Source organism: Salinispirillum marinum, assembly GCF_042650105.1.
Classification (GTDB): domain Bacteria; phylum Pseudomonadota; class Gammaproteobacteria; order Pseudomonadales; family Natronospirillaceae; genus Salinispirillum; species Salinispirillum marinum.
In genome coordinates this window covers 723796-746805 of record NZ_JBHSAL010000001.1, presented here as the reverse complement: position 1 = coordinate 746805, position 23010 = coordinate 723796, and the positions used below count along the sequence as shown (strand labels likewise).

The window sequence follows — 23010 nt, the reverse complement described above, 5'->3', positions numbered from 1 at the left end:
CGAGTAACCCCCTACAACCCCCGCTGCAACCATTTCTCCACATACCAACAAGACGCCGAAACCGATAGCTCCTCAGCCCGCGCCCACGCCAAGCCGGTGCGCACCAGCGTTTCCGCAACCCCTTGGCCGCGGCCGCTTTCGGGCACAAAGGTCCGTACAAAATCTACCATACCGCCTTGCCGTAGATACTCCAACACCGCCTCATCATCACCCAGCGCGATAACGAATCGATGACGTTCAGGTTGATGCTGGCAATTTAGCGTTGTGGTCATCGTTCACTCCTTACCGTATTTGGCGAGTATATTGCGCTAACACGACACATTGGCTGACTATACCATGGTCATTCAGCGCATACGGGATTTTCTTCGGGATACACAATATGCATCGAATAAACCGATGAATGATTAAAATATATACGATTATTTGAGCTTTAGGGTTGCGCTAGACTGCGAGCACATCCATAACAAGAGTGAACGCAGTCATGGCAAATCAGCGCGTAGACGTATTGTTGATTGGCGGCGGTATCATGAGTACCACCTTAGCAACCCTGCTGAACCAGTTGGATAATGGTCGTACCATTACGGTGGTGGAAAAACATGCTGCTCTTGGTACGGAAAGTTCCGACAGTCTGCACAATGCTGGCACCGGCCATGCGGCTTACTGCGAATTGAACTACACGCCAGATTCCCCTAATGGCGAGATTAACATAGACCGCGCGGTAGACATCAATCAACGCTTTGAGACCTCGTTGACCTTTTGGGCCTCGGCGGTAGAGCGCGGCTTGCTTCCTCAGGCAGAAAACTTTATCCGTCGCGTACCTCATCTCAGTTGGGTGGTGGGTAAAAATGGGGTCGATTTTCTGTCGCGTCGGCATCGTGCCTTACAAAAACACCATTTGTTCGCCGATATGGCTTGGTCGTCCGAACCAACAGAATTGGCCCGTTGGATGCCGATCATGGATCCGTTCGCCGCCGAGCATACGGCCGCCACGCGGGTCAATCATGGTACGGATGTGAACTTTGGTGCCCTCACGCGCGGTTTGGGTGATACCTTGCATGCGCAGTCATCGGTGACCATGCGGTTTAATACACAGGTCACCCAGTTGCGTCGCCATGACAAAGGCTGGCGCGTTACCTTGCGCGGCCCTGAGGGCGACAGCACGTTAGACGCTGGTTTCGTGTTTGTCGGGGCCGGAGGTGCAGCATTGCCTTTGCTGCAACAGGCGAAGGTTGAAGAGGTTAACGGCTATGCTGCTTTCCCGGTGTCCGGGCTATGGTTGATGAACCCGGATGCGGACTTGGCGCTCAGCCATCAGGCGAAGGTATACGGTCAAGCACCCGTCGGCGCGCCGCCGATGTCAGTGCCACACCTAGACACGCGGTATATTGACGGCCAGCCTTGCCTGTTGTTTGGCCCATTTGCCGGGTTTACCACCAAATTACTGCGCCAAGGACGGGCGTTTGAATGGTTGTCTTCTGTGAAGCCGGGTAACTTACGTGCTGCCACCACCGCCGGTTGGGATAATCGGCACCTTGTACGTTATTTGGTCAGTGAAGGCTTGGCGACGAAAAGCGACCGAATGCACAGTTTACAAACCTTTCTCCCGCATGCGGATGATGCCGACTGGACGCTCTACACCGCTGGTCAGCGTGTACAAATCATCAAGCCAACGGCCGCGGGTCGCGGCAAACTGGAGTTCGGAACGGAAGTCATCACCACGCGTGACCGCACGTTAAGTGCGTTATTGGGTGCATCGCCGGGCGCCTCTACCAGTGTTGATGCCATGCTGCAGGTGGTAAAAACCTGTTTCCCGGAACTGATGCAAGGCATGGCAAGGCAGCGTCTGTTAGGTTGGTTGCCAAACCTAGAGCTGGATTTGGCGCAAGACGCACAAGCCGCCAGTGCGCTTCGTCAACGCAACCAGCGTCGTTTAGGGCTTTTGCCGCCGAAGCGTTCAGGTGCGACGGAAGATCCCCGGCTGCAAGGCGCTGCTTAACCTTTGCCAACAATTGCTGCACACTGGACGCCTATCGCAGGTCAGGGTGCACTATGGAGCGGTTGAATTTTCGGCATTTGCATTATTTTTGGATGGTGGTGAAAGAGGGGTCAATGGCCAGAGCCAGCGAGCAGTTGGCCTTGGCCCCGCAAACGCTCAGCGGACAAATTGCTACCTTTGAGCAGACCATTGGGCGACGTCTGTTTCATCGTCGTGGACGTCAGCTACAACTCACCGACCATGGTCATCAGGTGTTCCGCTACGCCGATGATATGTTCAAGACCGCCGATCAACTGAGCGAATTTTTAGCCGATGCGGACACCAAGCCGATGGCACGCCTGTGTGTCGGCATCTCGGCATCCATTCATAAATTATTGGCCTACCGAACCATTGCACCGGTGTTGGAAAGCCATGCCGGTATTCAATTGAAATGCCATACCGGCGGGCCGCAAGATTTGCTAAAAGGTTTGCGGCGGCGCGAACTGCATGTGGTCATCACGGATTGGTTGCCGGTGGCCGAACCGGACTTCAAGTGGCAAGTTTATAACTTGGGGGCCACCCCGATTTCCTTATTTGCAGAAGAGGTTTTGGCGCAACGGCTTATGCCTGGCTTTCCCGAAAGTTTGGATGAGCAGCCATTTCTGGCCAGCACCCTGGATGCCCCGTACCACCATGCCCTAATGGAATGGTTCCGTGCTCAACGCATTCGGTTGCGTGAGGTCGCTGAGATTGACGACAGCGCGTTATTAAAGGTGTTTGGTCATGCCGGGCTGGGTGTATTTGCCGCGCCTTCGGTCATTGCGGAAGAAGTCTGTCGGCAGTATCGCGTGCGTGCGGTAGGTGAAGTGGCGGCGGTGCAAGACCAGCTGTACGCCATTACGCATGCCGGTGCGCTGCATCACCCCGGCGTGGAAACGATATGTCAGCAACAGATTTCCTGAGCGGCAGCAAATTGACAGATAACGCATCCATGACTATGATTTGATCAAAATATAGTCAGTCTATTCAGTGTTCATGTGTTTCCATCAGTGCATGGGTAGGTCATCGACATGGTAGGGGTCACCGCAGGTGCCGGGTTCACCAATAACTTAACGCTTACGCGCAATGCTGAACGTTCAGCCGAGCAGGCGGAGCAGCGTGCGGAGGCGTTACAGCGGGAAAGTCAGCGGCTGAAGCAGGAAGCTGACCGCACCCAGCAAACAGCCGACGTACTCTACACCCGCTCCGATGAGTCACGACAAGAAGCGCGCAGCCTACTGTCGGAAGCTGACAGTTCGCAAGCCAGCGTTGATCCGCGTCGTGCTTTTGACATTCCGAACCCCTTGCGTGTGACCCGTGCGGAAACCACCGAAAGCGATGAACGACAAGTTCCGGTGCGGGTGGTGTCGGATGCGTCTTCCGATACTACTACAGCCGGTTCGCCAAACCCGTACGCGACCACGGCAGGTACGGAGCCGGGCACGTTGATCAGCGAGCGCGTGTAACGGCAGATGTTTGTCGCTGTTCGACGAAAGTCCTAGGGCCATCCTTGTCAGCTTGACGGATAAGTCAATTTTTCCTGATCCACATCAAAAAACCCTTCACATTCCGCAGCAATTAGGCCGGAAATCTTTATTATGGCCGGCGTTGTGCTGCCCTGCGGGGCGCGTTCTTTTCAGCAGGATTGTATCCATGACGCCCGTGACCTTGTCCGTCACCACCGATGCGTGGTTGTCGTTTACCCATCACCTTATGCAAACCTTGGTTGACCATGCCGAATTCACGGATGCCATGTTCAATAACATGGTCGATGGCCTCATTATTATTGATGATCAGGGTAATATCATGCGCCTCAATCCGGCCGCTGAAGCCATTTTTGGGTACAAGGCGCGCGAAGTGCTGGACAAGAACATTCATGTGTTAATGCCTTCGCCGTATCGCATGGCGCATGACAGCTACATTAAAAATTATCAGGATACGGGCGAAGCGCGCATCATCGGGATCGGTCGTGAAGTCGAAGGGTTGCGCCGGGATGGCAGTACCTTTCCTATGGAATTGGCGGTGTCGGAGCTGTCCAACGCGGGAAAACCGTATTATTTGGGCATGGTGCGCGATATTTCGCGGCGCCGCCAAGCGGAAGACGAAATCAATCAATTGGCGTTTTACGATTCGCTCACCGGCCTAGCCAATCGGCGTTTGTTGCGTGACCGCTTGGACCATGCGATCAGTACCGCGCATCGGGCGGGGGATGTCGGTGCTGTCTTATTCATTGACCTTGATAACTTCAAGCACCTCAACGATACCGCCGGGCACGATGTAGGCGATAGCTTGCTCCGTCATGTTGCGCGCCGCTTGTTGGGCGCGGTGCGGGAAGGCGATACCGTGGCCCGCTTGGGTGGCGACGAATTCGTCATCATTTTAGAGGCGGTGGGAACCGGCGATCTGGACGAAGCCGCCCGCCATGCCGAAGGCGTTGCCGATGTGGTGCGTGAAGCGTTGAATCAACCGTATCGATTGCGCACACTGTTGCACCGGTGTAGCCCCAGCATTGGGGTCACCTTGTTTTATTGCGGCAAAGAGTCCACCGACATACTGCTCAAACAGGCCGACATGGCCATGTATGAAGCCAAGGCCGCTGGGCGCAATGCCATACGGTTTTTTGACCCTGATATGCAACGGGCGGTGAACGAGCGCGCGCATCTTGAACAGGATTTGCGCACCGCGATCCGCGATGGACAATTGCGGCTCTATCTGCAAAGCCAGGTCGATACCCATTGTCAGGTCATCGGGGCTGAAGCACTGATCCGTTGGCAACACCATGAACGTGGTTTGCTTTCGCCAGCGGCTTTTATTCCATTGGCCGAAGATACTGGGTTGATCATTCCGATTGGGCAATGGGTTTTGGAGCAGTCATGCCAATTGTTGGCCCATTGGGCAACGCAGCCCGACAAAGAACACCTAACCCTATCCGTTAACGTCAGCGTGCGTCAGTTTATGGAGCCGGACTTCGTCACCTCGATTTTGGCCGCCTTGGACGCCACCGGAGCACCGCCTAATCGGTTAAAGCTTGAGCTGACGGAATCGTTGTTGGCGAAGGACCTCGCCACCGTGGTCGCTAAAATGAATGATGTGAAGCGGTGGGGCGTGCGCCTGTCGATGGATGACTTCGGCACCGGCTATTCCTCGTTAAGCTATCTGCGCCAACTGCCCTTAAACCAGTTGAAAATCGACCAAAGCTTTGTGCGGCATATCGTTTCGAGCGACCATGACGCGGCCATAGCCGATATGATTCTCTCGCTGGCCTCGCACCTTGACCTCAGCGTGGTGGCCGAAGGGGTGGAAACCCATGACCAGCGCAATCGGCTGGAAGAGCTGGGCTGTCGGCAATTTCAAGGCTATTTGTTCGGCCGACCGGTGCCGGTGGCGGAGTGGTAATCTTGCCTTATCTTGCAATCAGGTGCAGCAGGCAATGGAAGGGGCGTAAACGCCCTTTTTTATTGTCCAGTGTCTCGGTAGAGTGGGGTGCTTTACGGTCGTAAACCCGTTATAGTATGCAAATTCTGACAATGTTCGAAAAATGCTGGCTTGGCGTTGATAACATAATGTTACATACTGGGCCGCAGGCTGATAATAACGCGATCAACATAAACAGCCAATGAGACTCGTTGCATGTTAAAACCCAAAATACGCCGCGCTGCGCAGGTCGGCTGCTACCGTTTGGATCAGCATGTTTTTCTGGCCAGCGGTAGTCTGAAGCAACGCTATACGCTGCAGGCGTTGCACCAGCACGTCGCGCCAGCACATGACTGGCGTGCCCTGCAGGCTATGGCGGTGGAATTGGGTTTAACCGATGCCGATTGGCATTGGGTGTTACCGCCTGAGCAATATCAAATCCGTCTGCTCGATGTACCTAATGTTCCGGAAGAAGAAATGAAGGATGCACTAGCCTTCAGGGTCCGCGACATGATCTCCATGCCGCTGGAAGAAGCGGTGGTGGATACCTGCCTGTTACCCGCTGATGCCTTTAAAGGGCGTGAGCGTAAAGCCTTTGCCATCGTCGCGCATCGCGAACCCGTGGAGCGGTTAGTGCAACAATTCGGTCGTGCCGGGTTGCGTCTGGCGTCCATTGATGTCGCCGACATGGCATTGCGCAACCTGTTGGTGCTGGCTGCACAGTCGTCCAGCAGTGCGTTATTGCGCATGCGAGAAAATGATTCAACTTTGAATATGGTGTATGAAACGGATCTGTGCCTGAATCGTGCCTTGTCACAGGGCACTCGGATGTTTGATGTCGACGAACCCGCCACGCAAGGTCTGTCTTTGGTCGGGGATGATGATTTGGAGCGCGAAGCGCTGGCGCTTGAATTGCAGCGCTCATTGGATTATTTCGACAACCAATTGGGCTTAGGCAGCGTAAGAGAACTCTTTGTCGTGCCCGACAGCGAGTTGGACCCCGCCTTGTACACCTACCTCTCGCAACGCTTTGGTGTGCGGGTCACGGCGTTTCAATGGCACGATGGTATGGACATTGACGATGCTCTGGCGGAGTTGCCGCTGGATGCGTTCGCAGAGGCCATCGGCGGCACCTTGCGTTGGTTGCGGGGCTGATATGCAGTACATCAATTTAATTCCGCGACAACAACGGCATCGGTACACCCTGACCCCACGCGCGCTGATGGGCGTCTTGGTGTTGGCGCTGCTGGGCGTGGCGGTGATGACGTATTTAGGGTGGCAGCGCCAACAAGATGCCGAATCCGTATTATTGTCGGAAACGATGCGGCTACAAACCCTGCAGCAGGATATTGCTCGCCTACAGCAAGTGTTGCCACCACCCGTTGATTTGGATGCCCTGCAACAACAGGTGAACCAACAGCAGCAGGAACGGACCGCACAGCAAGCCCGCTTAAACGATTTGCAGTCCATCGGCGTGTTAAGTTCACCGTCGTATTATGATTTCCTGCGGTCGCTGTCGCGGCAACGGATCAACGGCGTTTGGTTGACCCAATTCAGTTTGGATACCCGCACCGTGCCTTATCAGGTTGAACTGACCGGTGCTGCGGAACGCACGGATCTGTTGCCCGTCTATTTAGAAGGTTTGGCCAGCGAGGAGCGCCAGATAGCGTTGCGTTTTCGTGGCCTGCAATTGGCGCAATTGCAAGAAAATGCCGAATATTATCGTTTTGCGTTAAGCACTCAGGCGATTGTGCCAGAAGCCGAAGCGGGCGCGGGACTACCAGGATTACCGGCCAATCAAACCCCTAGGTTGCCCGGTACTCTGGGCTTGATTCAGGGGTTTATTCAATGATGCTTCGTTGGCGCGCATTTTGGTTTGAAGCCCAGCAGCGGTTGATTATTTGGCCCTTTTGGGTGTCGTGGCTGCTTGCTTTGGCGCTGGTATTGCTGGTGGCGAGCGTCTATTGGGGCGCGAGTGTGGCGTTTGGCTGGCAGGAAACAACGGGTACGGTGGCTGAGGTTGCACAAACGCGCCGCCAAATCAGTGCACGGGAAGCTGAGTTTACGGTATTGCAAAGCCGCATGGATAACCCCGAACAGCGCGCTTTAGAGGCCCAGTTAGACGCTCTGCAACAAGACATTCAACGCCTCAATGCCGACATCCAAGGCATTACCTCCGGGTTGGTATTGCCTGAGGATATGGGTCGGTTACTGCGTGGCTTGCTGGCACGGCAGTCGGAAGTGAACATGGTGTCGCTCACGACCTTGCCGGTAGAGAATATTGGTACGACAGAGGTGGCCGCACTGTATCGGCATGGCATGGAAGTCGAGCTACAAGGTACCTTCAACGGCCTAGCCGCTTACGTGCGAGCCATTGAAGGGCTGCCACAAAAGGTCATTATCGGCACCTTGGACTTCACCATAGAACAATATCCTAATGGCCGAGCGGTGTTACGCTTGTACACCTTAAGCGACCGGGAGGATTGGTTGAATGTTTAACCGCGCGCACGTTCGCCTGCCTGCCATCGTTGTACTTTTAGGTCTGACTGCGGTCGTTAATGGCCAAGTGTTGGATGATCCAATGCGTCCATCTACTGCGCGGCCTGCCACGCCAGTGAGTGCTGTTCGCGTGGAACCCGAGCCAGAAAGATTCGATCCGGCACGGTATGAAGTACAAAGTCTGTACGTGATGGACCAGGTTCGTCGAGCCGAGATTTCCGGGCGCACCTACCACATCGGAGATGACCTCGGTGCGGCTGAAATTATCGCCATCGACGCTACCCAGGTCGTGGTGCAAGCGCATGGCACAAGATTCCGGTTGCCCCTGGCACAGTCTGGGGCGACCTTCCGCATAATGGAGAAGGGTGAATGAGGATAGGTAACAAGCTTTGGCGGGGTCTAGGGCTGACACTGGGCGCAATGCTGTTCCTGATAGGGTGTGCAACGTCGCCACAGCAGTTGAGTGATGAGCCTTTGTTCACACCCGAGGCCTCCGCTCGCATGGCCGAAACGCTCACGGCACAAGCACCGGAAACCCAAGTGGATGTTGCGCCCCCGGCACCACCGGCCGAATTGCCAGCGTTATTGCTGAACCGTGAACCACCCACGGCGCAACGTCGTTTTGATGTGCGCGCCGATGCGGTGGAAATTCGCCAGTTCCTGCGCGATCTCAGCGAGGTATCGGCGACCAACATACTTTGGGATAACGATGTCACCGGCACGGTATCGTTGAATTTGCGTCAGGTACGCATTACGGATGTGATGGTGGCCCTGCAAGACAGTCTGGGCATTGCCTTCACTGAAACCGAGTATGGCTATCGGGTGCTCGGTAATCAGTTACGTACCGAAATGTTCCGGGTCAATTATTTGGATGTGGTGCGTTCCGGAAACTCCGAATCCGGCGTGCTGACCGGGCAAAGCGGCGGTACCCAGTCCAGTCAGATCAGCACCACCAATCGAACCGATTTCTGGGGCACGCTGCGCGATACCATTGGGCTAATGATGGCCGACGGCGACGGTCGGCAAGTGGTGGTTAATCCGCAAACCGGCTTGGTGGTGGTGCGGGCATTACCAGGGGAACTGAAAAACATCGCCCAGTTTTTGTACGAAGCCGAGTTGGCGCTGCAACAGCAAGTGGTGATTGAAGCGCGGATTTTGGAAGTGCGCCTGTCCGAGAATTTTGAATCGGGCATCGATTGGCGCATTCTCGGATCGGATATTGTGACGGTTGGCAATAATGCCATCTCGGTGGGGGGTAATGTTGGCGTTAATGGCAATACGATCAATACACCGGCAGACGAAAATTTGGGTGGGTTGTTTAACCTGAGCTTAAACGTAGGGGATTTCAGTTCGGTCATCCGCGCACTGCGCTCGCAGGGCGAAGTTGAGGTGTTGTCCAGCCCGCGTATTTCAACGCTCAATAATCAAAAAGCCGTCATCAAGGTGGGGGGCGAGGAGCGCTTTGTCACCGTCACCTCGGTCAGTAGTGCCGGTGAAGATGGTACGACCACGTCAGCCCCCAGCTTTTCGCTGGAACCGTTCTTTTCCGGTATCGCGCTGGACGTTACACCGCAAATTGCTGACAACAACCAAATCATCCTGCACGTCAACCCGTCCATTGTGCAGGTCACCCCGGAAATCCGACAGTTCACCATTCAAGGTGAGTCCTACAGTTTGCCGGTAGCCAGCAGCACGGTGCGTCAAACCGACAGCATCATTCGGGCCCAAAATGGTCAGCTCGTGGTGATCGGCGGTTTGATGCAAACCACCACCAGCCGCGCGCAAAGTGGGTTACCTAACCAAGGTAATGGCCTCATGGGGTGGTTGTTCGGGCAACGACGTGACAGCACAGACCGCACCGAACTGGTGATTTTGTTGCGCCCTGTGGTGGTGGATCAAGCCACCTTTGGTGAAGACGTGAACAGCACCATCGAACGATTGCAGCGGTAGCCAATATGTACGAAGCGTATTTTGGCCTCCGCCACTCACCCTTTTTACTGACCCCGGACACCGACCGTTTTGTCGATTTGCCGGGGCATCGGGCGGCGTTCGAGTTGTTAACCTATGCGCTGGATTCGAACGAAGGTTTTGTGAAGGTAACCGGTGATGTCGGCACCGGAAAAACCATGTTGTGCCGGATGTTCGTGAATTACCTGCAAGCGCCTGAACGCAGTGCGCAATTTCACCTGTTGTACATCCCCAATCCATTGTTGAGTGCCCTTGGTTTGCTGCGGGCTATGGCGGCCAGCCTGGGTGTGCATGAGGCGGATGCTATGGCGCAGCCCGATCTCTTTGCGGCGGTGCAACAGCGCATCAGCGCTTTGGCCAACGAAGGGCGTACCACGTTAATTCTGATCGACGAAGCACAAGCGCTGCCCACCGACACCCTAGAAGCGTTGCGTTTGATGAGCAACTTGGAAACCGAAACACAAAAGCTGGTGCAGATATTCTTGTTCGGACAAGTTGAACTCGACAGCACCCTAAATGAATTCCGCTTTCGCCAACTCAAACAACGCATCACGCACAGCTATCATCTGCCTACGTTAGAGCCCGAACGGGTGCAGCTTTACTTGAATCAACGCCTTCAACTGGCGGGGCGGGAAGGGGCGGCGCTGTTCAATGCCAGTCTGGCCAGTGCGCTGTACCGGTTGTCGCGTGGTGTCCCACGGTTGCTCAATATTTTGGCCCATAAAGTCTTGCTGTCGGCCTATGCTTCGGCACGGCCGATGCCAGTGCTGGCCGATGTCCAGGCCGCTCAGCGCGACAGTGGGTTGAAGCCACTGCGTACACCCACGGTATGGCCCCTGGCCCTCAGTGGGGGCCTTATGTTGGCAGCGGCTTTGTGGTTGGCACAGCAGAATGCCTGGGTGTGGTGGTTATGAGCGCCTTGATGCAGCGGCTGTTTCAGCGCACCGGGCGCTTGGCTGAACAGGATGTGTGGACATCGAGTAGCCCAGTGCAGTCGGTCGCAGGGTCAGGGTTGCATCGTGCGCTTTGGGTATTGAACGCGGTGGCGGCGGGTCTGTTGGTGTGGCAAGGTGCTGTGTGGTGGCTCTTACAAACATCGGTCGTGGAACCTTCTTCGAAGATTATAGAGGGGGTGGTGGTTGATCTGCCGGCGCTAGACGATACCCCCATTCGCGTGTTGGCGATGCCCGATCTATCGCCTTTGCACGGCGGTTTGCGTGCTGATACTGCCGACAGTGAACCTATGGCAGAGCCAGAACAGCCGGTGACCACGGCGCCAGTCTTGGAAACCGCACCCATCCAAGCCGCCAGCACACAAGAGGCCAGCCAGCAAGCACCGTCGGCGGAGTCCGCATCGCCATCCATCGAGCAGCCTGCCGCATCGAACACCCCTCAAGTGGCGACGGCAAGGGTCGCCGAACCGGTGGCCGATGGGGCGACACAATGGACCGAACTGGCGACCGATGATGTCATTCTCGGCATTCGCCGGGCGGAAGGTTTGCACCGCAGTGGCGATGAAGCCACGGCGTACTTCATTTTGCGGCAATTGAACACCAACGCCCCGAACGATCTCGATGTACGCCAAGCCTATGCGCGCTTGCTGATTCAAGATGAAGACTTCAACACCGCCACCGACTTACTGGCCGCACCTCAATCGGTTGATGAGCTGGAGTTACTGGCCTTCGGCTATTATCAGCAGGGCCAGTTTGCGCAAGCCGTTCAAGCCTATCGTGGCTTATTGGCCGAAAGCACCGTACCCAAACCGGAGTGGGTGCTGTGGTTGGCCATCGCCTTAGAACAAGTGCGCCAACCGACCCAAGCGCGCGAACATTACCAACAATATTTAGGTGCTGCTGCCGGTCAACCAGCCAGTTTGGTGCAATTTGCCCAGGAACGCATGAGGGTACTCGCGCCATGACGCTAGAAATGAGCACCCAAAAGAAAGTCCGTTTGGGCGATGTTCTGGTTGACTCCGGGGTAATAACCGCCGGGCAGCTCGACATGGCCCTCCGTGAGCAAAAGAACACCGGCAAAAAGCTCGGTCGTCTGTTGGTCGATATGGGTATCATTCCGGAACAGCGCATGTTGCAAACGCTGTCCGAACACTTGAATTATCCCTTCGTAGAATTGCGCCGTTTCCAATTTAACCGGGAGCTGGTGCAAAAGCTGCCCGAAGCATTGGCGCGGCGTCATCGTGCGGTATTGTTGAGCGAAGACGATAAAGCCTACCAGCTTGCCATGTCGGACCCGCTCGACCTCGTGGCCTTGGATGATATCGGCCGCGCGCTCGATAAACCGTTGAAACCGGTGATTGTGCGTGAAAGCGAGCTGATGGCCGCACTCGACCAGCTGTATCGCCGCACCGGGGAAATTGCCTCGATCGCTGGGGAGCTAGAAACCGAACTGCGCGATAGCGACTTCGACCTCGCCGAACTGGCCACCGGCACTGATGTACAAGATGCACCCGTCGTGCGGCTGTTGCAAAGTATTATGGAAGACGCAGTGCAGTCGAAAGCGTCCGACGTACACATCGAACCGGGTGAGTCGTCTCTGTTTGTGCGGCTGCGCATTGATGGTCAGTTGCAAGAACAGGTGGTGAAAGAACGCCGTATTGCCAATGCCTTGGTTTTGCGCTTGAAGATCATGTCGAACCTCGACATATCGGAGAAGCGAATGCCCCAAGACGGGCGCTTCAATATACGGGTGTTGAATCGCAGCATCGATGTGCGTCTATCCACCTTACCGACCCAGCACGGCGAATCCGTGGTCATGCGTTTGCTGGACCAGTCGTCGGGTGTACTGGCAATGGAAGACCTTGGCATGCCGCCCGCGGTGTTGGAGCGGTTTAAACTGCAAATTGAACGCCCGCATGGACTCATCTTGGTAACCGGGCCCACCGGTAGTGGTAAAACAACCACTCTCTACGCCGCCGTACATGAACTGAACACGCCGCACCGCAAAATCATCACCGCCGAAGATCCGGTGGAATACCGCTTGCCGCGGGTGCAGCAGGTGCAGGTGAATCCCAAAATCAACTTCGACTTTTCGGCCATTTTGCGCTCCGCCCTACGGCAAGACCCGGACGTGATTCTGGTGGGTGAAATGCGTGACCAGGAAACCGTCTCTGTGGGCATTCGGGCGGCGTTAACGGGCCACCTCGTACTGTCCACCTTGCACACTAACGACGCTATTTCCAGCGCCATACGCTTGGCCGATATGGGCGTAGCCCCGTACTTGGTGGCTTCCGCATTGCGTGCGGTCATTGCGCAACGTTTGATCCGTCGCGTGTGTGACAATTGCAAAGTGCCGCACGAAATTGAACCGCGCGAGCGCATCTGGATGGAATATCTGTTGGGTAAAGAACACCCATGGATAGCACAAGATGAGTGGCCCATGTTTTATCACGGCACCGGTTGCTATGAATGCAATAACACCGGTTATCGTGGCCGCATGGGCGTTTATGAAATGCTGGAAATGAGTGAAAGCATGCTCATGGCATTGCGTGACCAGGACCCTAATGCCTTTGTGGATGCGGCACGGCAAGACCCGCACTTTGTCCCCATGGCCCGCACCGCCTTGCAATACGCCAGTGAAGGGCTGACCGACTTGGACGAAGTCTTCCGCATCACCGCCGACCTGGGGGGTTAAGCATGCCGCATTTTGCGATAAAAGGGCGGGACGATAACGGGCACATGGTCAACAGTGTGTTAGAAGCCCGCAGCATGGACGCCGTGCTGGATGAACTCAAGCGCCAGCGCATTATTCCGGTGTCGATCACGCCAACCAAACAGGGTAAACGGAGCGCCTCGGTCAGTAACAATGTAAGTACCGGTGATGCCCGTGCCGGGTTCAGTTGGCTGGCGTTGTTCAAGCGACTGAATCAAAAGCCGATCACCGCGGATGACCTCATCCTGTTTTGTCGACAAATGTACGCCCTGACCCGATCCGGTATTCCGTTGCTGCGTGCCATTGGTGGGTTGGCTGAAGCCACCCAGAACCCGCGTTTGGCCGGAGTATTAAAAGACGTTGGCCGCACCCTTACTGCCGGTAACCCGCTGGCCACGGCGCTGGCCCAGCACCCGAAGATATTTCCGCCCATCTTTTTGGCCTTGGTCAGCATGGGCGAGAGCACCGGCCGCTTGGACACCTCGTTCAAACAGCTTATTACGCACCTGGAACTGGAAAAAAACACCAAGCGACAAATGAAGTCGGCGACTCGTTACCCGACCTTCGTGGTCATTGCGCTGGTGGTGGCGGTGTCCGTTATCAACGTATTTGTGGTGCCCAATTTCGCCAATGTGTTTGATCGCCTCGGAGAAGATCTGCCCATCTTTACGCGTATCCTGTTGGAGTCCTCGAACTTCACCGTGCAAAATGGCCCCTTTATTTTGGCCGGTGCGGTCGCGGCCTTTTTGGGTTGGCGGCAGTACAGCCATACCGAACAAGGCGCGCTCAAACGCGACCAGTGGAAACTCTATTTGCCCTTGGTCGGCTCCGTGTTTCGCCGTGTTGCCATGAGCCGCTTTACCCGTTCGTTTGCCATGATGATGGATGCCGGGGTACCGATCTTGCAGGCGCTGAGCGTATCGGCCCGCACCACGGACAACGCCTACATTGGCAGCAAAATAGAAGCCATGGCGGCCTCCATTGAACGCGGTGAAAGCCTGTTGGCCGTGGCCAAGGGCAGTGGTCTGTTTAATGCGTTGTTGCTGCAAATGATCGGAGTAGGGGAAGAGACCGGAAATCTGGCCGAATTGCTGCGTGATATAGCGGATTTTTACGGTCAGGAAGTCGAGCACGACCTGAAAAATATGTCGCAAGCCATCGAGCCTATTTTGATTTTCGCCATGGGTGGGCTGGTGCTGATTTTGGCCTTGGGAATCTTTTTGCCGATGTGGGATCTTTCGGCGGGTGCGGGTGGTTTGTAAAAGAGACCTTTTAAGCCTCCTTTCTCAATGTGGCGTTGTTAAAAAAGTTCTCAAAATGCTCATTTACAATAAGTAAACGGCGCTTTTTCGAACCTTTTTGCCTAGCCACATTTTCGCCTTAGAGGCTTGAAATGTCTCTTTAGAAACTGGATTTGGCCTTAAATTTGCTGGAAATGTGACAGCGATCAACGGACGACAAGAAATTGTCAGGTAAGGTTCCTTGCCAGAAATGGCGGGTTCGCGGTATAAATAACAGTGTTCAAAATCTAAACAAAGACGTCATAGAGGCGCAGGAGACTCATCATGGATAAAATGAATAAAGCACGCGGGTTCACACTTATTGAACTGATCATGGTGATCGTGATCTTGGGCGTGCTGTCGGCGTTTGCGTTGCCAAGGTTTGTTGATTTTGGCGATGATGCGTTAACAGCTTCGCAAGCGGGTATGTCAGGAGCAGTAAAAAGTACCCATGGTATATTGGTAGCTCAAGAAAGGGTGAGTGGTAGTATAGATTTCCCAACGGTCACCGAGTTGGCTGCTGGCGTAGACGGTGATGGAATCACTGCGGTTGCTACCGGTGTTCAGGTCACCATTAATGGTGATACTTACATAGTGCCGACATTCACTGACGCAACGTGTGATACTGCCACAGCGGCGGTAGGCGACGCTGTTGAATGTGTTGGTGAAATCTAACATCAATAAAGGCTTCACCCTTATTGAGTTGATTATGGTGATCATCTTGCTAGGGGTGCTGTCCGCCGTCGCGATACCCCGGTTCTTTGACCGGGATACCTTCGACAATGCCTTTAATCAGCGCCAAGTGCGCGCCGCCCTTGCGGAAGCCCGCGCCCATGCCATTCATACCCAGTGCTATACCGTGGCGAATTTTTCCAGTGATACGCTCAGCCTACGCACCAACACCACCGACTGCGCAAACTTTCCTATGACCCTGACCGCAGCGTTCAGTGCCAGCGGTGATCTTGGTGAAACCGGGGTTACACCGGATCAGTCCATAGTGTTTACCCCCATGGGTGAAGCGCGTTTATTGAGTGATCCGGCGTTGTTAGCCGCAGGCTTCAATTTGGCCAATTTATCGGACTTCTCGGCCAGTAACGGCACCCGCACCCTGACGCACCTCAGTGGTACTGACATTCTTATTGATGACCAAACCGGCTATGTGCGTTAAATCTCGATGGACATTCAGCCCCACGGTCAATAGCCAACGCGGTGTCACGCTGATTGAGTTGATCATCGCCATCGTGGTGTTGAGCATCGCTGTGGTGGGTATATTGAATGCGTTGGGCGGCAATGCGCTGCGTAATGTGGACCCGCAAATTCGCTTGCAGGCGCTCGCCATTGCTGAATCCTATTTGGACGAAGCGCTCAGTAAGTCGTTCTTTCCGCCGGATGCTTCCTCGACTGACGCCTGTGCCGCACCACCGGTCAACAGCAACCGCGCGAGCTGGCAAAAAATCTGTGACTACAACGGCTACAATTCCACTACCGATGATGGCGGTATTCTCATTGCTGCCGATACGGACGACCCCGGCGCTACACCCTTCGCCGAATTGGCGGGCTATGTGGTGAATATTTCAGTTTCGGCGGGCGACGGAACAGCCATCAGCTTTGGTGGCATTACGTCAACCGGCAGCGACTGCGCAACCTTGTTGCGGGTACAGGTGAATGTGTCCGACCCGCTTGGTAGTACGACCCAACTGGTAGGCTATCGTGCCGGATATCCAGAGCCGGAGCCTTGCTGATGATTCCTTTTAGCTTGCACCAGCGCCCGCAACGGGGCTTTACCCTGATTGAATTGATCATGGTGATTGTATTGGTGGGCATTATTGCCACCGTAGTCGGGCCCATTGTCGGTAATCAGTTTCAGGCGTATAGCCAAAGCAGCGCGCGGGCCGAGCAGGTGGAAAATCTGCAAGGGGTCATGCAAAGAATTTTGCTCGATGTCGGTCGGGCAGTACCGAATTCTGTTGAAGTCAGTAATGGTGAGCAAACCCTTACTTTTTTGGTGCTGTCGCCAGCCGATCAAGGACGTCAACCCTTCGGCGTTTACAGCACACCTGTTGCAGCGGCCGTGTCTGAGTTAAACGTGTTGGACTGCTTGCCTAATAACCAAGGACATTTTGTGGTCTTGGGGCCGTTAGATGGTGACGATACACTGGGCTACTATGTGGAGGCACGAACAGATAATAGTTACGATCAAGGGCCGGTAACCGCCTTCGTCTCGTCGGCCAATATAATCGCACAAAACTGCGCGACGACGAATCCAATAACTACCTTAACCTTACCGCGGGCACACGCTTTCCCTGTGCCATCGCCCAGCCAGCGCTTGTATTTAACCACCGGTCGCGTGGAATATCGCTGCGTGGGCAATACCTTGCAGCGTGTGGTTGACACACCCTATGCGGGCATTAACGGCACGGTGCCGACTCAAACGCCGAGGTTGTTGTCGAATAACGTCAGTGCTTGTCGATTTAGTCTCGATGGTGGCAGCCTGTCGGTTACGCCCACCCTTACCTTGGCCTTGGCTTTAACGCAGAACGAGGAAACGGTACGCTTGGTGCAATTCAAAGGCTTGGTGAACGCGCCATGATACGACATAACGCTAAACCACAAGGCTTTGTGTTAGTCGCCGTCATCTTTTTGTTGGTGGTGCTGGGTGGTGCAGGCTTGGTGATCAGTCAGCTTACCGTGCGCAACAGCGCCACAGGCGTGCAATCCTTGCAAGCTACCCGAGCGCAGTGGCTGGTACAGGCGGGGTTGGATGCGGCCATTCTACGTGTACTTAGCAATGAACCCTGTGCCGCAGCCGCCACCACACATGCCGATTTTCCTGGCTTAACACTGACGGTTACCTGTGGTGCGGAACGAGAATATGTCACCGCAGGAATGACTCTTCAGGATATCGTCGCCACGGTGGAATCGACCGGTCTAACGCCCGCGTCCCGCGAATACGTCTGGTTGCGGCAGACCGCCGTGATGGAGGTGGTGAATGACTAAGTTTCGACGACAACTCAGTGCCATCGTTTTGCTGTTGTTGGCCATAAGCAGCTCGGCTGCCACCTTCACCTTACCTGGCGCTGTCGGTTCTGGGCCATTCAGCGCCTGTGTGTCCGGGCTTGGCGGCAGTGTGGTCAATTGTGCAGGCAATATCAATCTGTCTGGCGACAACCTCGCTATTTCGCAAGATGTGACCTTGAACATCAGCGGCAGTTTGTCGATGAACAACAATTCGGAAATTAATGCGGCGAATATCTACACGCTGACGCTGGTGATTGCGGGTAATTTTACCGCCAATAACGGTTTGGCGATCAATGCAGACGCCACGGTGAACGGGTTTGTGGATTTTAATAATAACGCCGAGATTTCGGGCAGCATTACGGCCACAGGTGACATCACGCTCAAAAACAATGCAATCATTGAGGGTAGCATAACGACCGATAGTGACATTGATATTGGTAACAACACCAACATAACCGGCGAGTTGTCGGCTGGCGGTGATATAAACATCGGTTCAGGCTCCGTGACAGGCAACTGTTCCGGCAGTGGCGGTAACTACCCCTCGATTTGTAGCAGTACTCTTTTGGCCATTGATGACTTTGAAGCCTATGGGGTGGGCAGCATATCGGGTAGCAGCGGTGGTATCGGCTGGTCGGGTGCTTGGTCTGGCGTTGCCGGGCGGCAGCAAGTCATCAGTACCGCTGGCTCCGTCATGGTGTATGAAGACAGCGCGGGTGATTTTGTGGTGGGGGGAGAGCGTGCGCTGCAATTGAACGGCAGTGATAACGAAGCCGCCGCACGGGATACAGCGGTTACCTTCGAGGGCAATACACTCTACGTTAGTATGCTGGTGCGGTTTAACGTTAACGCGAGTATTAACAATCAGTTCGCAGCATTATGGTTTGATCAACCAACCTTTGGTAACTATCCCAACATCGGCTTGAAATCCAATCAGGGAAATGGCGGCGGAGCGAATGACCTGTTCGCGCGCACGCGGTCAAATAACGAGGTCTACAATACGGCCATAACCAACGGTACAACCTATTTCATTGTCGGTCGGCTGCGCAAAACCACCACGGGGTCTGGCCAGCCTTTTGATGAATTTGCCCTATGGGTAAACCCGCCGACACTGGCTACCGAAACTGCGCCCAACGTGGTGGCATCGGGTGACAGCGCCATTGCGGCCTTTGATCGTATTGGTTTTCGTACCGTGAATCTTGGTAACAGCGATACCATGACACTGGACCGCTTGGCCATCGGTTTGGATTGGGATGATGTGGTTACCATCGCAGACCCCGAAGATGTGCCCGATACCGAACTGCTCAACATTGAACTGGTGTACAACGGTTCCGCTCTCACGTGCCAAGCCAGTAACGTCACCGTTAGAGCCTGTGCGGATGCGGCCTGCACAGAGCTCTATACGGACCCGGTGACCGTTAATGTTACACCGGCGGGTTGGACGGGTGGCACCAGCATTGCGCTGACCAATGGCACCGCCACCGTGGGCTTTCAGCGCACCACTGAAGGTGAGGTCAATCTTGGTGTGAGCGGTGTTACGCCTGCGATCACCGGATTCACGGCCCCCCGATGCGTGAACAGCGGGTCTGTTGACGCCAGTTGCACCATCGATTTTGCCGACACCGGCTTTGTGTTCGATGTTCCCGATGTACTGGCCAATCGCCCGGCAACCGGCATCACGGTCGCCGCGGTGAATACCGACGATGAGACGCAGGAATGTGTGCCGGCGTTTGCCAATGTCACACGTACGCTGAACTTTTGGTCGGATTATGTTTCGCCCAATGCAACCGGACGTCCGGTCAGTTGGCCGGTATCCGTCAACAGTACAGACGTTGGGCTGACCAGCGGTACCGCCACGGCGCTACCGTTGAGCTTCAATGCGTCGGGTGTTGCCGAAATCAGCGTGCAGTATGCCGATGCGGGCAGTATGCAATTGAACGCGCGCTATACCGGTAGTGTTGCGAACGGCGATGACGGCTTGGTAATGCTGAGCAGTGATCCGTTTGTCAGTCGCCCAGTGGGCATCACCCTGGAAGCCGCCAATGGTTGCGGTGCTATTGAGGACGTCAGTTGTAACAATACGGTAGTAGCCGGTGCGGACTATACCCTGACCGCAACAGCGCGCGCGTGGCAGGTGGATGGCGATACCGACTTAAGTGATAACCCTGTAACGCCGAACTTTCAGCTCAGTAATATCGCCTTGAGTCATCAATTGGTTGCGCCCTCCGGTGGGCAGCTTGGTACGTTAGGTCGAACCACCTATAACCATGTTCCGGCGGCGAATGGGGTGACCACCATTGCGGATCAAAGCGTGTCGGAAGTGGGTATATTTGAGTTTTCCGCAGCGTTGCCCAACTACTTCGGTGCCGCCGTTGAACATGCCACCGCCACGACGGGCAATAGCGCACGCTTTATTCCGGCCAGTATTGATTACGATGTGCAGGCAGTGGCATTAGCTGCGCACCCTTATTTTATTGGTGCGCGGGATTTCGTGTATCAGGGCCAAAATTTCGGCCTAAACCTGCCCTCTACATCGGCACCGGGGCCGGCGGTGATCGTGACGGCCAGAAATCTGTCAGGCCAGCGAACGGTGAATTATTTCGGCAGTTTTTTCCGCAGTCCTAACAATGTAGCTACAACGGTCGAGCACGATGCGGTCAATATGGATACTGAGCAGACCCGAGTCCTGCAATCAGGCGGTACGGTACTTGGGCACATGAACACCGGGTTTGATGCGGGCAAAAATTATTCGGGCTGGCTGGTGTTTAATTTTCCCTATCCGCAATGGCGCTATGAGCGCAGCGGTACGCCCGATGAATTGACCGCTAACGAAGCACCGCAAGAAATACGCGGTATTTGGACCATTCCACAAGCCAGTTTGGAAGACCCTGAAGCCTGCACGGGCAGCAATTGTGCCGATTCAGCGACCTTGACGCAGGCGCTGAGCGGCCCACAACTGGTGTATGGCCGTTTGCGCTTGCGTGATGTATCTGGCCCTGTACAGGTGCCTTTGGATATGCCGGTACAGTATGAAGTGTGGGATGGCACGCGGTTTAGCCTGTATGCGGCAGAAACCGGGGGTGATCAAACACCGCTGCATGTCTCGAATTTTACGCGTACCATCGTCCCTGGTGTCGGTAATCTATTGGAAAATGACGCCAGTCTGAGTTGGAACTCGGCGGTAGCAGGTGAAGGTAGTATCCGGTTGACCGTATCGGCGGTCGCGCAAGCAGCCGGGCGGAATGAGGGGGTTTATCGCGCAACGGCACAGGGTATACCGGCTCATTTACGTTTTGACTGGAATGCCGACGGCACCGCTGAACCGCCTTCCGCCACCGCCAGTTTTGGCTTCTATACGGGACGCGCTCCGCTCTTGTTTCGTATGCCAATCGGGCGGTAAGGCCATGCACAAAAACCGCATTTAGTCGTTAGCGAGCCAGCGCTCCAGCCGATACACCCACTGACCAAGATATTCATGGATGGCTTCGGCGCTGTTCAACAGCCGTTCGGCGCGCGGTATCCAACTGGCGATGCCTTGGGGTTTATCGGTTGGTGTGCCGATGGGCACAGGAATCGTCTGAATACCCTCATGCGCAAAGGCTTCAACCGAGCGTGGCTGATGCGCGGCGTGCGTGACCAGTAATACCGTATCCATGCCGCGGCTGCGCAACAGCTCGGCGGTGAATCGAGCGTTATCGGCCGTTGTTCGGCTTTGGTCTTCTTGCCATACATCTTCAAGCAAAAACACCTCCCGCAATACCCGCGCCATTAACTCGGCTTCCGCTTCTTCTTCTGAACCCAGTACACGGCCGCCGGTCACGATCAGCGGTAAGCCGGTCTGGTGGTGCCAACGCACGCCTTCGGCCAAGCGCCGCAGCGCACCCTGGCTTACGGTGTCGCGCCCTTGCCATTCAATGGCTTGCGTGATGCGACCACCCCCTAACACCACAATCGCTTGCGCGCGGGATGCGTCGGTCAACGTTGGGTAGGGATACTGCACGAGTCCTTCTTCCAGCCACCAGTGTGTCACGGGAAGTGATAGCACCAGCAACAGCAGCGTATTGGTGGCCGTGACGGCAAAGGCCAAGCGCGGAAAGCGCCGCCACAAGAGGAGTCCTAACAAGCCGATCATGATGTTGAGCAAGGGCGGCAAAACGAAATACTTCAATAAACGCACAGAACACCTAAATGCATTGAGACGGACGCATTCTAACGCGAAACATCCCACAGGCTGCACTGTCGGTTATTTTTACACACAAATCTTCGAACAATGGACGATTGGTACGCGTTCATCGAATCTACGCTGTCTTTGCTGTCGAAAAATTTTACATTTCTAACTTTCGACCGGCGTTAAATAGTCGCAAGCCTTTGAAATACCGGGCTTTTCCTTTGGTGGCACAATACCTGCTTCGTCACCACCGCGATCATGGGTTTTCCTTTTTATTCAAGCAGTAGGTAGTTGTCATGTACGCAAAAGTCGCTGGGGCCATCATTGGATGGCTGGTTGTTGCGGGTTTGCTCTTAGGGTCTCAAGTGAGTGCGTCAATTGTCTTGACGCCGGATGAGATGCCGCAAATTGCCCATGTGTTTGAAAATTCCGCATTCGATTCAGCCGACATGGAAGCCATTACCGGCGTCGCCATGTTGGACATGTTGTTTAAACATGACCGCGATACCAACAGTCTTAGCGGAACTTACGCTGGTTCGTACTCCTCGGTATTGGGTGCTAATGATGGTGTCATCACCCACAACGGCGGCGTGGACTACATCACCTGTCCTACCTGCTTTTTAGTGGTGAAGAACGGTAAGTTTGGCGGGCAGTATATTTTTGATATGAACGCTTGGGATGGCTTGGAAACGCTCGAGTTGAATGGTTTCTTCGCCAGTACCAATGGTTCGATTTCGCATGTGGCGATTTGGGGCGTAGTTACCGCCGTGGCGGTATCCGAACCCGGCGCAGCATTCTTGTTGTTATCTGGCTTGGCGGGTTTGTTCGCCAGTCGCCGGCAAATGAAAAAAGGGTCGTCTAGTCACGTATAGAAAATTTATCTGACCACTTGTTTATGAACAGTCCAGAACGCGACACTCATAAGAGTGTCGTGTTTTTCTTTTGCCTGTTATTTTGTAAAAATAAAAAAGTCAACAAAATTTACA

The 23010-nt window shown here is 54.8% G+C and carries 22 protein-coding genes; 20 read left to right on the top strand and 2 right to left on the bottom strand.

What is annotated here, in order from left to right:
* Window positions 1–11: 11 nt before the first annotated feature.
* Window positions 12–272 carry a GNAT family N-acetyltransferase gene (locus ACFOSD_RS03520; RefSeq protein WP_380693491.1) on the bottom strand — a complete coding sequence of 87 codons (261 nt, stop codon included), beginning with the start codon at window positions 270–272 and terminating at the stop codon, window positions 12–14.
* A 209-nt stretch (window positions 273–481) separates the two neighbouring features.
* Between ACFOSD_RS03520 and ACFOSD_RS03515 the strand changes: the two genes are divergently transcribed.
* The 19 genes from ACFOSD_RS03515 (at window position 482) to ACFOSD_RS03430 (ending at window position 21256) form a co-directional block, all read left to right on the top strand.
* A complete protein-coding gene (locus ACFOSD_RS03515) occupies window positions 482–1996 on the top strand; it encodes a malate:quinone oxidoreductase (protein WP_380693492.1) in 1515 nt (504 codons plus the stop codon).
* A 53-nt stretch (window positions 1997–2049) separates the two neighbouring features.
* Complete coding sequence (locus ACFOSD_RS03510) at window positions 2050–2937, top strand: LysR substrate-binding domain-containing protein (RefSeq protein WP_380693493.1); 888 nt, start codon at window positions 2050–2052, stop codon at window positions 2935–2937.
* Between the two features lie 108 nt (window positions 2938–3045).
* Window positions 3046–3480, top strand: coding sequence for a hypothetical protein (locus ACFOSD_RS03505; RefSeq protein WP_380693496.1), 435 nt, complete (start codon window positions 3046–3048; stop codon window positions 3478–3480).
* Window positions 3481–3667: 187 nt separating this feature from the next.
* Window positions 3668–5410, top strand: coding sequence for a putative bifunctional diguanylate cyclase/phosphodiesterase (locus ACFOSD_RS03500; RefSeq protein ID WP_380693498.1), 1743 nt, complete (start codon window positions 3668–3670; stop codon window positions 5408–5410).
* A 234-nt stretch (window positions 5411–5644) separates the two neighbouring features.
* On the top strand, window positions 5645–6583 hold the full coding sequence (locus ACFOSD_RS03495; RefSeq protein WP_380693500.1) for a hypothetical protein: 939 nt from the start codon (window positions 5645–5647) through the stop codon (window positions 6581–6583).
* Between the two features lies 1 nt (window position 6584).
* Complete coding sequence (locus ACFOSD_RS03490) at window positions 6585–7280, top strand: hypothetical protein (protein WP_380693502.1); 696 nt, start codon at window positions 6585–6587, stop codon at window positions 7278–7280.
* Complete coding sequence (locus ACFOSD_RS03485) at window positions 7277–7927, top strand: hypothetical protein (RefSeq protein ID WP_380693503.1); 651 nt, start codon at window positions 7277–7279, stop codon at window positions 7925–7927. The genes ACFOSD_RS03490 and ACFOSD_RS03485 overlap by 4 nt, the downstream gene beginning before the upstream one ends.
* Window positions 7920–8300: a hypothetical protein gene (locus ACFOSD_RS15740; protein WP_449329086.1), complete on the top strand. Its 381-nt coding sequence runs from the start codon at window positions 7920–7922 to the stop codon at window positions 8298–8300. The genes ACFOSD_RS03485 and ACFOSD_RS15740 overlap by 8 nt, the downstream gene beginning before the upstream one ends.
* Window positions 8297–9877: a secretin N-terminal domain-containing protein gene (locus ACFOSD_RS03480; protein ID WP_380693504.1), complete on the top strand. Its 1581-nt coding sequence runs from the start codon at window positions 8297–8299 to the stop codon at window positions 9875–9877. Before ACFOSD_RS15740 ends, ACFOSD_RS03480 begins: the two co-directional genes overlap by 4 nt.
* A gap of 5 nt (window positions 9878–9882) precedes the next feature.
* Window positions 9883–10809 carry an ExeA family protein gene (locus ACFOSD_RS03475; RefSeq protein ID WP_380693505.1) on the top strand — a complete coding sequence of 309 codons (927 nt, stop codon included), beginning with the start codon at window positions 9883–9885 and terminating at the stop codon, window positions 10807–10809.
* Complete coding sequence (locus ACFOSD_RS03470) at window positions 10806–11813, top strand: tetratricopeptide repeat protein (protein WP_380693506.1); 1008 nt, start codon at window positions 10806–10808, stop codon at window positions 11811–11813. Before ACFOSD_RS03475 ends, ACFOSD_RS03470 begins: the two co-directional genes overlap by 4 nt.
* A gap of 8 nt (window positions 11814–11821) precedes the next feature.
* Complete coding sequence (locus ACFOSD_RS03465) at window positions 11822–13543, top strand: GspE/PulE family protein (RefSeq protein ID WP_380693508.1); 1722 nt, start codon at window positions 11822–11824, stop codon at window positions 13541–13543.
* 2 nt (window positions 13544–13545) lie between these two features.
* Window positions 13546–14823, top strand: a complete 1278-nt coding sequence (locus ACFOSD_RS03460) for a type II secretion system F family protein (RefSeq protein ID WP_380693510.1) — start codon at window positions 13546–13548, stop codon at window positions 14821–14823.
* Window positions 14824–15126: 303 nt separating this feature from the next.
* Entirely contained in the window at window positions 15127–15516 is a 390-nt protein-coding gene (locus tag ACFOSD_RS03455) for a type II secretion system protein (protein WP_380693512.1), read from the top strand.
* Window positions 15506–16009, top strand: a complete 504-nt coding sequence (locus ACFOSD_RS03450; RefSeq protein WP_380693514.1) for a prepilin-type N-terminal cleavage/methylation domain-containing protein — start codon at window positions 15506–15508, stop codon at window positions 16007–16009. The genes ACFOSD_RS03455 and ACFOSD_RS03450 overlap by 11 nt, the downstream gene beginning before the upstream one ends.
* A complete protein-coding gene (locus tag ACFOSD_RS03445) occupies window positions 15999–16583 on the top strand; it encodes a prepilin-type N-terminal cleavage/methylation domain-containing protein (RefSeq protein ID WP_380693516.1) in 585 nt (194 codons plus the stop codon). Before ACFOSD_RS03450 ends, ACFOSD_RS03445 begins: the two co-directional genes overlap by 11 nt.
* Window positions 16583–17431, top strand: a complete 849-nt coding sequence (locus ACFOSD_RS03440; RefSeq protein ID WP_380693518.1) for a type II secretion system protein — start codon at window positions 16583–16585, stop codon at window positions 17429–17431. Before ACFOSD_RS03445 ends, ACFOSD_RS03440 begins: the two co-directional genes overlap by 1 nt.
* On the top strand, window positions 17428–17838 hold the full coding sequence (locus ACFOSD_RS03435) for a hypothetical protein (protein ID WP_380693520.1): 411 nt from the start codon (window positions 17428–17430) through the stop codon (window positions 17836–17838). Before ACFOSD_RS03440 ends, ACFOSD_RS03435 begins: the two co-directional genes overlap by 4 nt.
* Window positions 17831–21256, top strand: a complete 3426-nt coding sequence (locus ACFOSD_RS03430) for a DUF6701 domain-containing protein (protein ID WP_380693522.1) — start codon at window positions 17831–17833, stop codon at window positions 21254–21256. The genes ACFOSD_RS03435 and ACFOSD_RS03430 overlap by 8 nt, the downstream gene beginning before the upstream one ends.
* A 21-nt stretch (window positions 21257–21277) precedes the next feature.
* Here ACFOSD_RS03430 and ACFOSD_RS03425 read toward each other — a convergent pair whose 3' ends face one another.
* Entirely contained in the window at window positions 21278–22033 is a 756-nt protein-coding gene (locus tag ACFOSD_RS03425; protein WP_380693524.1) for a YdcF family protein, read from the bottom strand.
* A gap of 287 nt (window positions 22034–22320) precedes the next feature.
* Here ACFOSD_RS03425 and ACFOSD_RS03420 point away from each other — a divergent pair, with 287 nt between their 5' ends.
* Entirely contained in the window at window positions 22321–22896 is a 576-nt protein-coding gene (locus tag ACFOSD_RS03420) for a hypothetical protein (RefSeq protein ID WP_380693526.1), read from the top strand.
* The last annotated feature ends 114 nt before the right edge of the window (window positions 22897–23010 follow it).